Source organism: Pseudobacter ginsenosidimutans (assembly GCF_007970185.1).
In the GTDB taxonomy this organism is placed as follows: Bacteria; Bacteroidota; Bacteroidia; order Chitinophagales; family Chitinophagaceae; genus Pseudobacter; species Pseudobacter ginsenosidimutans.
In genome coordinates this window covers 403,352-417,998 of record NZ_CP042431.1, presented here as the reverse complement: position 1 = coordinate 417,998, position 14,647 = coordinate 403,352, and the positions used below count along the sequence as shown (strand labels likewise).

Genomic DNA, 14,647 nt, shown 5'->3' with positions numbered 1-14,647 from the left:
ATCATCAGTAACAGGGGCAGATTTTAAAGATTCAGGTATGTCAAAATTCCTCATCGTAGGTTTAGGCAATATTGGCATAGAATACGCAGGAACCCGCCACAATATTGGATTTGAAGTGGCGGATGCACTTGCAATCAAACATGGCGCATCATTCCGGCCAGACAGGTTAGCAGACCTTGCAGAAGTTAAGTATCGTGGAAAACAGTTGATAATAATCAAGCCCACCACCTATATGAACCTTAGTGGTAAGGCGGTTAAATATTGGCTGGATAAAGAAAAGATCGCAACCTCAAACGTATTGGTGATACTCGATGAGCTTGCATTACCATTGTCGAAACTTCGACTCAGACCTTCGGGTAGTGATGGAGGTCATAATGGTTTAAGAAGCATTCAGGCAGCATTGGGAACCGATCAATATCCAAGATTGAGATTTGGAATCGGTAATAATTATCCCAAAGGAATGCAAGCTGAATTCGTACTCGGGAAGTGGTGGAAAGAAGAAATTCCAGTAGTTCTACGCAAGATCGAAAAGTGCGTTGAAATTATTGAAAACGTTGCCCACATTGGCATTGAACGCACCATGAACGAAGTGAATAAATTGGAGTTTCCACTATGATTTGTTAATTTGAATCTTTATTTTCGCAATAATATCCCGGAATAGCCACTAATAATTTGATATTCAATATTTCTATGCAACTGTACCCACACCTGTCCAGGTTATGAAACTTGAAAACAATTATCACAGTTAAACCCTTTGTTGTGTATGAAAATATTCTGTGTAGGCCGTAACTACGTGGCACACGCAAACGAATTGGGAAACGAAGTACCAGATGAGCCGATTATTTTTCTGAAACCTAAAAGTGCTCTGTTGCAGGCACACACTCCATTCTACTATCCTGAATTCACAAACGAGCTGGATTACGAATGCGAACTGGTGTTAAGAATATCAAAGAACGGAAAATACATCCAGGAAAGGTTTGCCAACAAATACTACGACGCAGTTACAGCCGGTATCGATTTCACTGCACGCGATGTGCAACGCGACCTGCAATCGAAAGGTTTACCGTGGGAAAAAGCGAAAGCCTGGGACAACTCCGCCGTGATCGGCAAATGGGTCCCCTTTCAAAATGTCAAGAATAAAAAAGACCTGAACTTCTGCCTCTATAAAAACAAAGAACTTGTTCAGCAAGGCAACTCCAATCTCATGATCAATAATTTCGACAAAGTGATCGCTCACATTTCGAATTATTTTTCAGTGAACATCGGGGATCTTGTTTTCACCGGCACGCCTGCAGGAGTAGGAGAGTGTGTGGTAGGAGACGAGTTGGAAGCATTCATCGAAGATGAAAGCATGTTGAATCTCGAGATCAAATAACAGTTATAGATCACTACAAGGAAAAAGCCGTTCCGCTTCTGCGGGATGGCTTTTTTTATGTTTTATTCCAAACCAAACTAACAATCGTTATTGTTTTTGTTACATTTGCCCGATATACCCGCTTTCAACTTTATGACCAGTATAGACACCATGATGAAAGCTTATCGCCTCATGTGCACTGCCAGGGCGATGGCTGAAAAATATGAAGCTAACAGACAGGTTTGTAAATATGTACACTCCACATCACGCGGGCATGAAGCCATTCAACTCGCCACTGCCTTCCAGCTCCTTCCCTGTGATTATGTAAGCCCGTATTATCGCGATGAGAGCATTCTCCTCGGCCTGGGATTCACTCCCTACCAATTGATGCTGCAATTGCTCGCCAAACGCGACGACATCTTCACTGGTGGACGCGAATATTACAGTCACCCCAACTACAGGGGCAACGATAAACCAACTATCATTCACCAAAGCAGCGCCACAGGCATGCAGGTGATCCCAACTACAGGTGTGGCACAGGGGCTGCAGTTCCTGGAAAATATCCATGCAGATTCTTTACCGCTCGGCCCCGCCGGCGAATTACCCGTTGTGATCTGTTCACTCGGCGATGCCAGCGTTACCGAAGGTGAGGTGAGCGAAGCATTCCAGTTCGCCATTCTCAAAAAACTGCCCATCATTTACCTGGTGCAGGATAATAACTGGGGCATCTCCGTTAGTTCCGATGAAGCCCGCGCCATGGATGCCTACGATTATGCCGCAGGATTTCCCGGCATGGGGCGCGTACGCATAGACGGTAGTAACTTCGAAGAGAGCTTTGATAATATGCGCCGCATCATCCAGTATGTTCGTCAGCATCGCAGTCCATACCTCGTGCAGGCCAAAGTGCCGCTGCTGGGCCATCATACCAGTGGCGTGAGAAAAGAATTCTATAGATCGCAGGAAGACTGGAACAAACATCTCCAGGATGATCCCGGTCCCAAACTCCGCAGGCGATTACTGGAGTCCGGCGTGTCTGATCTTGATTTGCAGCAGATCGAAACAGATGCTGCTCAATTTGTAGACAATCAGTTTGCTCTCGCGGTACAAAGCCCCGAGCCTGATCCTGCCACCGTTGCCGACCACGTATTTGTTCCAGCAACAGTAACTGAAGAGAAAGGCGACAGAACAGGAAATGGAAAAGGCGACAAGATCATCATGGTGGATGCAGCCCTCTTTGCCATCAGGGAACTGATGGAAGATTTTCCTGAAGCAGTACTCTATGGCCAGGACGTGGGCAGAAGGCTGGGAGGCGTATTCCGTGAAGCCGCCACATTAGCCGAGCAGTTTGGAGATCATCGTGTTTTCAATACTGCTATCCAGGAAGCCTATATCATCGGTTCAACCGTGGGAATGAGCGCTGTTGGCCTTAAGCCCATTGTTGAAGTACAGTTCGCAGACTATATCTATCCCGGCCTTAACCAATTGGTAACAGAAATCTCCAAGTCTTCTTACCTGAGTTGTGGTAAATTTCCGGTGCAAACCGTGATCCGCATTCCGATAGGAGCTTATGGAGGTGGTGGCCCTTACCACAGTGGCAGTATTGAAACCACCCTGTTATCCATCAAAGGCATCAAAATAGCCTATCCTTCCAACGCTGCAGACATGAAAGGTCTGATGAAAGCAGCGTTCCTGGACCCTAACCCTGTTGTAATGCTGGAGCATAAAGGTCTTTACTGGAGTAAAGTTCCGGGGACTGAAGATGCAAAAGCGTATGAGCCTTCCCGTGATTATGTACTTCCTTTCGGAAAAGGCATGGTTGTAGCAGAAGCGGATACAGCAAAAGTGAATGAAGGCAGCTCCTGCTGTATCATTACATACGGAATGGGTGTTTACTGGGCGAAAGCAGCAGCCAGACAATATCCCGGGCAGGTGGAGATCATCGATCTCCGCACACTCTTCCCGCTGGATGAAGAGCTGGTGTACAGCACAGTGAAGAAACATGGAAAATGCCTGGTGCTGACGGAGGAACAACAGAACAATTCCTTTGCAGAAGCGCTGGCAGGAAGGATCTCACGCAACTGTTTCCAATGGCTCGACGCACCTGTGGAAGTGCTGGGCGCACGCAATCTGCCCGCAGTTCCCATGAATATGGTGCTGGAGCAGGCGATGCTTCCCAACCCCTCAAAGGTTGCAAGCATCATCAATCAGTTGCTGAACTGTTGAATAAGCTTCCTGTAATGATATACTACCCAATTGGTTGAACCTGACTAGATAAGTATATTATCTTTCCAATTCATACATCCCATCCATTGGCCGCTCGTAAAATTTTAACAATGCCAATCGCATAAAAATGTCCTTATTTACGTAAAGTATCGTACTTAACCACCTCGCGCCGCCATGAAGAACAAATACCTGAAAGGTGCCCACCTTTCCGAAAGGAAGGTAAGGGAACTTATTAAACTATTCTGCGATGATCTGACAGCCACACAGATCGCCAGCATTACAGGCATCAGCCGTATTACGGTGAATGCCTATTTCAAACTGATCCGAACGCATATTGCCAGGTTCTGCGAAGAACGTAATCCCCTGCATATATCAAAAGGAACACTGGCTTTTATCCCAATCGACAATACAGCCCTCGGCCTTGAAAATTCCGGTGACGGAAACAGGAAGCCTTTCTATGGGATCTATCGTAAAGATGATCATATCCATGCAGACAAGTTGCCTGATCTTGAGAGTGAATGGCTGTCTGATTGGATGAAGGGACGAATAGAAGAAGGTACAACAATTGCAGAGAAACATAGTCTGCATATTTATAAAGGCATCGCGGATTTCAACAATATCAGATTGCATCGTATCAATGGCGCTATCTCCAATAAGAACAGCCAGGATGAGATCGATCTGTTCTGGAATATGTTGAAGTCGAGACTCGTGAAATTCCGCGGCCTCAATGGAAGCACCCTTTACCTGCACGTAAAAGAAACTGAATTCAGATACAATTACCGTTCATCAGACATTTATGAAATGCTGTTGGACATATTGCATCAGCAACCATTGCATACGTCCAAAGCTATGGTTGCAAGAGAAAGCATTCCGGGAAAATAATCACTCGCAACCACCCGGTGTATTGGTTGCTGCATTCGAATTTTCTCATGTGACTCGCAGTTCCGATTCTTCGGAACTGCCTATTTTTAACTTCATCAGATATGCTTTTGATCTGTTGATAGAGATAAAAGGACAATTCGCACATTTTAACGTTTGCCACGATCAAAAAAAATCTTTTTTTGCATGTGGTATGCTGCTACACCTTCGCCTTATACCTGCCGAACCTTTCCTTCCTGATTTTGAATAATTATTTTATTTGATATATTTCTCCGGGGATTTCCCTTATGCTACTTCTTACGCAACTCATCCCTGGATCATTAACCTAGTTGCGGTATAGAATTTTTCTCATGTGACTCGCAGGTGGTTTCTACCACCTGCTTTTTTTATGTACCGGAATGTGTGATAGACAGGCTGAATTCACCGTTTGAGATCGCATATTCATGTGGTTTTGGCCGAATGGCAAGGTGGATTGGAAACGTTCTCTGCAAATTTGTTGTCAGATTCTGATCACCAACAAACCTAATAGTCATGAATGCAATGCACGCAGCTATGCAACAACTCAACCAGGCTGTGCCCGATTCCGAAACCGCCTGGAAACAATTCTTCCAGGAATACTTTCCAGAAAAAGTATTGCCTGATTACAAATCAAGATTCCTTGTAAAGAAAGGCCATCAACTCATCTCACTTGCAGTAAGTGAGATCAGGTATTTCTATCTCCGCGATAAACTCACTTTCGTGAAGATGGCAGACAACAGGGAACATATTCTCGATTATACCATCACTGAAATTGAAAGACTGATCTCTCCGGAACGCTTCTTCCGCGTGAGCCGCCAGTTCATCATCAGTCATGAGGCCATCGAAAAAGTACTGGTCAGTACACACGGCAAACTGCGGGTGGAAGTAAAGCCACTCCATCCGGACCCCATCATCATCAGCCGTGAAAGAGTGCCTGCTTTCAAAACCTGGATGGGCGAGTAAATTTCATCCCAATCCCGGCCCTGATTTTTTCCTGTTCAGCACCCTGCTGCTTCATCCGGGGAACCTTAATTCATCATCGGGAACACTGGCCCGGTTGCACCTGCTGCGCCGGTTCCCATTTTTTTGTCATACCTAAACAATCAACAACCATGTTAAAACAAATCAGAACATTTATGGTGCTTGCTACTACCCTTGGCTTGCTGCTTACCGCCTGTAAGAAAAACGGGGACGGTAACAATGATCAGGATGAACAGGATACACCAGTTGCCAACCAGCTAAAAATTTATTTCGATAATTCAACAGTGGATTTTGCACGATACGATTCAGGCTTTGTAGTGATGCAAAGGGAAGGTACCGGTAACCAATACCTGAAACGCTTTGTGAAGGGAAACAAATTCCTCAAGATCGATATCGATGACCTGCAGGAAGGAAAATACAGAACCACCATCCATCTCAATGTAAAAATGAAAAACGGCAATGGTGCAATCTGGCGGCAGTTCCGATACGAGCAGGATTTACAGGTGCTCAAATCAGGCGTTGTGATCAAGGGACCGGTGAATGAACTGAAGAAAGACTGGAAGATCTACACCGTGATGACTGATAATGTAAAATCCGTTCATATCACCATTCCACTCGATTGTACAGATCCTTATTTCGAAGTGTATGTGAACGATGACCGATGGAAATATTTCTACATAGAAAGAGTGGCTTACAAAAAAGGCGCAGGCGATAACAGAACCAGTCTGGGTGCAATGTCTTTTGAATGCCAGGGTGATTGCTATGACGGCAATGGAAATATCGCCGATGACGAAACCTTCAAAGACTGGTCTGCAATGCTGGGCTCGAAGCAATGGGATATCGGAGAATATTTTATTCAGTTATTGGGCGAGAGAGAAGAAGATGATCTGACCATCCTGCATTCTTTTGACATTCCAGACCTGCAATAATTGGCCATACAAACAAGTGTTTGTATGTAAAAATTAATTGAATAAAACAACGGTATTATTATGTTTTTGTTGTAATTTCAAGCAGTTGCTTGTCCGCTTTTTAAGATTCGTTTTAAAAAGTGCGTTTATTATTAGATAATCTCCAAAAACTAATTGTCAACGATGGCAAGCAACCAGGGTTTATACCATCCTTCTTTTGAGCGTGATGCCTGTGGTATCGGTTTCGTAGCCAATATCAAAGGGCATAAGTCCCACCAGCACATCTCCGATGCCCTCACTGTTCTGGAAAACATGGAGCATCGCGGTGCCTGTGGATGTGAAAGCAATACTGGCGATGGTGCTGGTATCATGATCCAGACTCCCCACGAATTCTTCTTCGACGAATGTATCCGCCTTGGCGTTCCCCTGCCTGCTTTTGGAAGGTACGGCGTTGGTGTGATCTTCTTCCCGCGCGAGATCCGTCTCCGTGAAGAATGCCGCGATATTTTCAACCGCTCGGTAGAAAAGATGGGACTGGAAGTGATCGCGTATCGCAAAGTGCCTGTGAATCCCGATGGGATCGGCGCCACAGCCCTCAGTGTGGAACCGGAAATGGAACATGTATTCATTGCCTGCCCAGATCATATTACCAACCCTGAGGAATTCGAACGCAAATTATTCGTGCTGCGCAACTATGCCAGCCATACTATCAACAATACCGTGAAGCGCGATGCCATCGGCTTCTATATCGCTTCCCTCTCATACAAAACGGTTGTTTACAAAGGACAGCTCACCAGTAACCAGGTTCGCGGTTATTTCCCGGACCTGAGCAACAAAAGAGTAGTGAGCGCTTTCGGACTGGTACACTCACGCTTTGCTACCAATACATTTCCCAGCTGGAAACTGGCGCAGCCTTTCCGCTATATCGCTCATAACGGTGAGATCAATACGCTGCAGGGAAATCTCAACTGGCTCAAAACTTCCGAGAAAGGTTTCACTTCCAATCTCTTCACCAAAGAAGAAATGGAAATGCTGCTGCCCATTGTAACGGAAGGTCAGTCGGATTCCGCCTGTCTCGATAATATGATCGAACTGCTCACGCTCTCCGGACGCTCACTGCCGCATGTGATGATGATGCTCATCCCCGAAGCATGGGATGGTAATGAAGACATGGACCCTGTGAAGAAAGCATTCTACGAATTCCACGCCGCCATGATGGAACCCTGGGATGGTCCGGCTTCCATCTCGTTCACAGACGGAAAGATGATCGGTGCAACGCTGGACCGTAACGGTCTCCGCCCTTCACGCTACTGCGTTACCACGGATGACCGTGTGATCATGGCTTCCGAGACCGGCGCGCTGCCAGTACATCCCACACTCGTAAAAGAGAAGGGAAGACTGCAGCCCGGAAAGATGTTTGTGGTGGATATGGAGCAGGGCCGCATCATCAGCGATGATGAATTGAAAGCACAGATCACTTCTCAAAAGCCATACGCAGAATGGCTCAACAAATACAAGATCCGTTTGAATGAACTGCCGGAGCCACGCGTGATGTTCACGCACCTGGAACATGAGCAGGTATTCAAATACCAGAAAGCATTCGGCTATTCCACAGAAGACCTGGAAACCATCATTGCGCCAATGGCCATCGATGGCAAAGAACCGATCGGTTCTATGGGCACCGATGCGCCGCTGGCTGTACTCAGCGATCAGCCGCAACACCTCAGCAGTTACTTCAAACAATTGTTTGCACAGGTGACCAATCCGCCCATCGATCCCATACGAGAAAGAATGGTAATGAGCCTTGCCACTTTCGTGGGAAACAATGGTAACCTGCTGCAGGAAGATCCGCTGAGCTGTCATACTGTTGCGCTGAAACATCCTGTACTTACCAATCACGAACTTGAAAAGATCCGTAGTATCGATACGGGCATCTTCCAGGCAAAAACCTTGCAGTGCTATTTCCGTGCAGACGGAAAGCCAGGAAGGCTGAAAGCCGCGCTGGACCGCATTTGCCGCTATGCCGTGGATGCTGTTGAAGACGGATTTGAAGTGCTTGTATTGCAGGATCGCGCCATCGATTCCGATCACGCGCCCATTCCCTCACTGTTAGCCACAGCCGCAGTTCATCACCACCTGATCCGGAAAGGACTTCGTGGCCAGGTAGGCATCGTGGTGGAAGCAGGAGATGTTTGGGAAGTGCATCATTTCGCATGTCTGTTAGGGTTTGGCGCTACTGCTATCAACCCATACCTGGCGCTCAGCTCCATCCGCGACATGAAGCTGTCCGGAAAGCTCGAATCCAACCTCGATGCAGAATACCTGAAAAAGAATTATATCAAGGCTGTGAATGAAGGCCTGCTGAAAGTGTTCTCCAAAATGGGGATCAGTACGCTGCAGTCGTACCAGGGCGCGCAGATCTTCGAGATCATCGGTATCAATCACGAAGTGGTAGACAAATATTTCTCCGGCGCAACCAGCCGTATTGAAGGCATGGGCCTGGATGAGATCGCTAAGGAAGCGTTGGCCAAGCATCTTTATTCATTCAGCAGGAAGAATGTTCCTGTTGACAGACTGATGGCGGGCGGAGTGTACCAGTGGAAACGCAAAGGTGAATTCCACCTCTTCAATCCACAGACCATCCACCTGCTGCAGTATTCCACCAGGATGAATGAATACAACACATTCAAGAAATATTCAAAACTGGTGAACGATCAGGCCGAGAAAGCAGCTACACTGCGCGGTCTGTTCCAATTCAAGAGAACACGTCCGGCCATTTCAATAGACGAAGTGGAACCGGCAGAAAATATCTATCGCCGTTTTGCTACCGGCGCTATGAGTTTCGGATCTATTTCATGGGAAGCCCATACTACACTGGCTATCGCAATGAATCGCCTCGGAGGAAAAAGCAATACCGGTGAAGGAGGGGAAGATGAAAGCAGGTATCTGCCGATGAAGAATGGCGATAGCATGCGCAGTGCCATCAAGCAGGTTGCATCTGCGCGATTTGGTGTGACCAGTTATTATCTCACTGAAGCCGATGAGCTGCAGATCAAGATGGCGCAGGGAGCGAAGCCTGGTGAAGGTGGACAATTACCCGGTCATAAAGTGGACGAATGGATCGGTAAGACCCGTCACTCCACACCTGGTGTTGGTCTGATCTCTCCGCCGCCGCACCACGATATTTATTCTATCGAAGACCTGGCGCAACTGATCTTCGATCTGAAGAATGCTAACCGCGCTGCGCGCATCAATGTGAAGCTGGTGTCCAAAGCAGGTGTTGGCACTATCGCAGCAGGTGTTGCCAAAGCAAAGGCCGATGTGATCCTCGTGAGCGGCCATGATGGCGGCACCGGCGCATCGCCACTCAGTTCTATCAAACATGCAGGTCTGCCCTGGGAGCTCGGTCTGGCTGAATCCCATCAGACACTGGTGAAAAATAAATTACGCAGCAGGGTAGTGCTGCAGGCAGACGGTCAGATGAAAACAGGCCGTGATATCGCCATTGCCACATTGCTTGGTGCAGAAGAATGGGGCGTTGCTACTGCGGCGCTGGTGGTGGAAGGTTGTATCATGATGCGCAAATGCCATCTCAATACCTGTCCTGTTGGAGTGGCCACACAAGACCCTGAACTGCGCAAACGCTTTACCGGCGATGCAGACCATGTAGTGAACTTCTTCAAATTCATTGTGCAGGAACTCCGCGAGATCATGGCTGAGCTCGGTTACAAGACCGTGAATGAAATGGTTGGACAAGTGGAGAATCTTGAAATGCGTGATAATATCGATCACTGGAAATACAGCAAACTGGATCTTTCTCCCATCCTGTACAAAGAGCCTGCCTCTCCATTCACTGGATTGTATCATATGGAAGACCAGGACCATGGGCTGGCGGAAGTGCTGGACTGGAAACTGCTGGAAGCTGCCAAACCTGCCATTGTCTCACGGGAACGTATAACCGCTTCTTTCCCTGTCAGGAATATCGACCGTACCATTGGCACCATTCTTTCCAACGAGATCACGAAAGTGTACAAAGGGGAAGGATTGCCGGAAGATACCATCCACTTCAATTTCACAGGTACAGCCGGTCAAAGCTTCGGCGCCTTCAATACCAAAGGTGTTACGCTGGAACTGGAAGGCGATGCGAATGATTACTTTGGGAAGGGCCTCAGTGGTGCTAAGCTGATCGTGTATCCGCATCGTCAGGGAACCTTTGTACCGGAAGAGAATATCATTATCGGTAATACGGCTTTCTATGGCGCTACTGCTGGTGAAGCTTTTATCAGGGGGAAAGCAGGCGAGCGTTTCTGTGTGCGCAACTCCGGCGCGGAAGTGGTGGTGGAAGGAACCGGCGATCACGGTTGTGAATACATGACCGGCGGCCGCGTGGTGATCCTCGGTGAAACAGGTCGCAATTTCGCAGCAGGCATGAGTGGTGGTATCGCTTATGTGTACGATGTGAAAGGACAGTTCTCTGGACGTGTGAACCGCGAAATGGTGGAGCTGGATCCGTTGGACCAGGAAGATATAAAGTACCTGCAGGATATGATCACGAAGCATTACGCTTACACCGGAAGCACCGTAGCGAAATTTGTGCTGGATGATCTGGAGAACCAGACCAGGAATTTCGTGAAAGTATTCCCTGCTGATTACAAGAAAGCCCTGCAGCAGAAAGCGAAGGTCAGGAATGTAAAACCTTCCTGATCCTAAACAATCACTACTCACCTCGTCAACGAATTACAATATGGCAAAGCCAACCGGATTTTTGGAATTCACCCGTGCCCTTCCCGGCAAAACTGCTGTAGAGCAACGTTTGAAGCACTACGATGAATTTGTGGAGCGCTATTCAGAAGCCAAGCTGAATGAGCAGTCTGCGCGCTGTATGAATTGTGGCGTTCCTTTTTGTCACAATGGTTGCCCTCTCGGCAATGTGATCCCTGAGTTCAATGATGCCGTTTATCGCAAGAACTGGCTCGAAGCATATGAGATACTTACTTCAACCAATAATTTCCCCGAGTTCACCGGTCGTATTTGTCCTGCTCCCTGTGAGTCTGCCTGTGTGCTGGGGATCAATCAGCCTCCGGTTGCGATCGAGGAAATTGAAAAGCATATCATCGAGATCGCATTCGATAAAGGATTTGTGAAGCCACGCATTCCCAATGTACGCACGGGAAAGAAAATAGCTGTAGTGGGTTCCGGCCCTGCAGGCATGGCCGCCGCTGCCCAGCTCAACTATGCGGGACACACCGTTACTGTGTATGAGCGCGATGATGCACCCGGCGGATTGCTGCGTTACGGCATCCCTGATTTCAAACTGGAGAAATCTGTAGTGGAGCGCCGCATCAAACTCCTGGAAGAGGAAGGCATCACTTTCAAATGTAATTCGCACATAGGCGTTAACGTTAGTATCAATGAGTTGCTGCGCGAATATCAGGCCATTGTACTGGCCTGCGGCTCAACAAAGCCCCGCGACCTGGAGATCCCCGGCCGTGAGCTGGACGGCGTTCACTTCGCCATGCAGTTCCTCAAACAACAGAACAAGCGCAATGCCGGCAGGGACCCGCTGGCCAATGCGACTATCGAAAGCAATATTTTCAGTAAAGACCTCCTCGCCACAGGTAAGAATGTAGTAGTGATCGGTGGGGGAGATACTGGTTCCGATTGCGTGGGTACCTCCAATCGTCAGGAGGCAAAATCAATTTTCCAGTTCGAGCTGATGCCGATGCCGCCTGAAAAGCGCACTGCCTACATGCCCTGGCCCAGCTATCCCATGACGCTGAAAACAAGTACTTCGCACGAGGAAGGTGTACAACGCCAATGGGCCATCGCTACCAAAGCATTTATCGGGGATGGAAAAGGAAAACTCAAAGCCCTCAGTATTGTTGACCTGGAATGGAAGATCACTGAAGACGGAAGACCCGCTCATTTTGTGGAGATCCCCGGCAGTGAAAGGCAGATACCCTGCGAGCTTGCGCTGCTGGCAATGGGCTTCGTGCATCCTGAGCATACAGGACTTATCCAGGAACTGGGCGTTGAACTGGACAATCGTGGCAATGTGCAGGCCACTGAAAAAGATTATCAGACAAGCATTCAAAAGATCTTTGCGGCCGGCGATGTGAGAAGAGGGCAGAGCCTGGTGGTTTGGGCCATCAGCGAAGGACGCGAAGCTGCACGCAAAGTGGATGAGTTCCTTATGGGATCGTCCATGCTCGAAAGCAAAGACCATAACACAGTATTGGCAACAATGTGATTACGCTATAGATCGTAATGTTTTAGTGTAGAGGCGGTCCCGTAAGGGACCGTTTCTGTTTTCGGTTACTCGCGGGGGCGCGAACGATTGCTCTCTGACTGATGGCTCTTGCGTATCCGGCTCAGGCTATCCGTATGAATGCCTAGATAGGACGCGATATATTTCAGAGGGATCGTCAGTACAACTTCTGGTTGCCGCTCCAATAGCAATTGATATCTTTTCTCTGCCGGAAAACAGATCTGTTCTATCTGGTTCTGTTGCACCCAATCCAGTAACCGCATCATATGCATCAGTTCGATATTATATAATTCAGGCGCCTGGGATTTGATGAGATGCAGTGCCTCACTGTCCCATTCCAGCAGATCCGCATCAGTAAGGGTTTCCAGGCTGCAGGTAGAGATCCAGCCGGAAAAAATGAGTTGAGGGGCCGAGAGGAAATCGCGACTACTGATCAGTCCAAGCGTATAATCATTCCCTTCTTCCATTCTGAATAGTCGTACGATTCCGCTGTTGAGAAAATAGAATTTATGCACAGTATTGTCCTGGGCCATCAGTATCTCTTTTGCTTTTGCAGTTCTCGGTACGGTGTATTGCCGGATCAGGGCCTTTTGCCGTCTGGTGAGAAAGATATTTCTGCTGTTCAGCCAATTTAGTACAGGTTCAAAAGGATCCATGGTTGTATGATTAATGATGTGGTAAGTTATTAAAATTCTGACCTATGTCGGATAATGGCGAATGGTAGCCGGCAAATTACCGGGAGGAACCGGCAGCAATTACATTTGTATTGAAAGTGCGGATCGGTCCGATGCATGAAATGAGTTAGCCATGAATCAAAAGAGAACAATGTATGCCCATACTGCCTGGAAGGAGCCAGCCGTGCTGGTGATTACCATCCTGGTGACTGAGTTCATCTACGCGATGCCTCAGCTGGTGCATCATGGCTTTCCGGCGCGGATTATTAAAGAAGTGCTCACCGATACCCTGATCATGAGCCTGGCCTGCATTCCCGGATGGTATCTGCATTTCAGGATCTTTAAGAATGCGAACTGGCAAAAGCGTATACTCCTGCACGTTTTTACTGCTGCCGTTTATTATGGCGTATGGTTGCTGGGCTATCTTTTCTATAACTCTTTCATGAACCTTCCCGTAATGACGGCCTCTCAGGTTCTGCAAAACCTATGGCATAATATCCTCTTCTATGTACAGGGATTCTCCTTCCTGCACCTTTTCCATTATTTCAGGCAAAGGGAAGAGCAGGTGGTGCGCGAGAAAGAGTTGCGCCGGATCGCATATGAGACCGAGATCGCTGGTCTCAAAGCGCAGATACAACCGCATTTCCTTTTTAATACGCTCAACAGCATCAGTGGTTCTGTGCCTGCGCAACAGGAGTTCACCCGCGAATTGATTGCAAGGCTGGCCGATATATTCAGGTATGCGCTGATGGCTTCGCAGGAAGACAGGGTGCCATTGAAACAGGAAGTGGATTTTATCCGCACCTATCTGAGCCTGGAGCAGCATCGCTTTGGTGAACGCCTCCAGGTGGTGATCCATATGGAAGAAGGAATGGAAGATGTGATGGTGCCAACACTTTTATTTCAGCCACTGATCGAAAACGCACTGAAACATGGGATCGAACCATCCGTGGAAGGCGGCGTGATTGTACTTTCTCTTACCAGGCATGCGCAAAAACTGCTGATCAGGGTGAGTAATACCGGCCTGGTACGGAATAAGGACCTGAACCTGATGTTTAATACGAGGGGCGTAGGGCTCCGTAATATCCAGATGCGATTGCGGAAACTTTACAATGAAAACCTGGAAGTGAGCCGCACCGAAGATTGTTTACATTTCTCTTTTCATATCCCGATACATACAAAAATGCCCGCCAGGGCGTATTCAGTTACCGCAGCTCCTGCGGTTTCATTCAATGCCATGAGCCCCGTATTCACCAATAATGGCATGTGAAAAAAATAGTTGAAAAAAAGTTTTTTTAGAAGGCATGCAATAACTGCATGTTTTTGCTTTTCTGTTTTGAAA

General features: G+C 47.7%; 10 protein-coding genes. 9 read left to right on the top strand and 1 reads right to left on the bottom strand.

Going from position 1 to position 14,647, the window contains the following annotated elements; translation table 11 throughout:
• The first annotated feature begins 37 nt into the window (after window positions 1-37).
• The 8 genes from pth (at window position 38) to FSB84_RS01585 (ending at window position 12,613) form a co-directional block, all read left to right on the top strand.
• Window positions 38-616 (top strand): aminoacyl-tRNA hydrolase, encoded by a 579-nt coding sequence (pth, locus tag FSB84_RS01620; RefSeq protein ID WP_130543309.1) that lies wholly within the window; start codon window positions 38-40, stop codon window positions 614-616.
• Window positions 617-763: 147 nt separating this feature from the next.
• Window positions 764-1,375 carry a fumarylacetoacetate hydrolase family protein gene (locus FSB84_RS01615; RefSeq protein WP_130543310.1) on the top strand — a complete coding sequence of 204 codons (612 nt, stop codon included), beginning with the start codon at window positions 764-766 and terminating at the stop codon, window positions 1,373-1,375.
• Window positions 1,376-1,507: 132 nt separating this feature from the next.
• Window positions 1,508-3,577 carry an alpha-ketoacid dehydrogenase subunit alpha/beta gene (locus FSB84_RS01610; protein WP_130543311.1) on the top strand — a complete coding sequence of 690 codons (2,070 nt, stop codon included), beginning with the start codon at window positions 1,508-1,510 and terminating at the stop codon, window positions 3,575-3,577.
• Window positions 3,578-3,751: 174 nt separating this feature from the next.
• Window positions 3,752-4,459, top strand: coding sequence for a hypothetical protein (locus FSB84_RS01605; RefSeq protein WP_130543312.1), 708 nt, complete (start codon window positions 3,752-3,754; stop codon window positions 4,457-4,459).
• Between the two features lie 528 nt (window positions 4,460-4,987).
• Window positions 4,988-5,437: a LytR/AlgR family response regulator transcription factor gene (locus FSB84_RS01600; RefSeq protein WP_130543313.1), complete on the top strand. Its 450-nt coding sequence runs from the start codon at window positions 4,988-4,990 to the stop codon at window positions 5,435-5,437.
• Window positions 5,438-5,586: 149 nt separating this feature from the next.
• Window positions 5,587-6,384 carry a hypothetical protein gene (locus FSB84_RS01595; protein ID WP_130543314.1) on the top strand — a complete coding sequence of 266 codons (798 nt, stop codon included), beginning with the start codon at window positions 5,587-5,589 and terminating at the stop codon, window positions 6,382-6,384.
• A gap of 162 nt (window positions 6,385-6,546) precedes the next feature.
• Window positions 6,547-11,067 (top strand): glutamate synthase large subunit, encoded by a 4,521-nt coding sequence (gene gltB / locus FSB84_RS01590; RefSeq protein ID WP_130543315.1) that lies wholly within the window; start codon window positions 6,547-6,549, stop codon window positions 11,065-11,067.
• A 40-nt stretch (window positions 11,068-11,107) separates the two neighbouring features.
• Entirely contained in the window at window positions 11,108-12,613 is a 1,506-nt protein-coding gene (locus FSB84_RS01585) for a glutamate synthase subunit beta (protein WP_130543316.1), read from the top strand.
• A 65-nt stretch (window positions 12,614-12,678) separates the two neighbouring features.
• Here FSB84_RS01585 and FSB84_RS01580 read toward each other — a convergent pair whose 3' ends face one another.
• Complete coding sequence (locus tag FSB84_RS01580) at window positions 12,679-13,287, bottom strand: Crp/Fnr family transcriptional regulator (protein ID WP_130543317.1); 609 nt, start codon at window positions 13,285-13,287, stop codon at window positions 12,679-12,681.
• Between the two features lie 169 nt (window positions 13,288-13,456).
• Here FSB84_RS01580 and FSB84_RS01575 point away from each other — a divergent pair, with 169 nt between their 5' ends.
• Window positions 13,457-14,575, top strand: a complete 1,119-nt coding sequence (locus FSB84_RS01575) for a sensor histidine kinase (RefSeq protein WP_158643746.1) — start codon at window positions 13,457-13,459, stop codon at window positions 14,573-14,575.
• The last annotated feature ends 72 nt before the right edge of the window (window positions 14,576-14,647 follow it).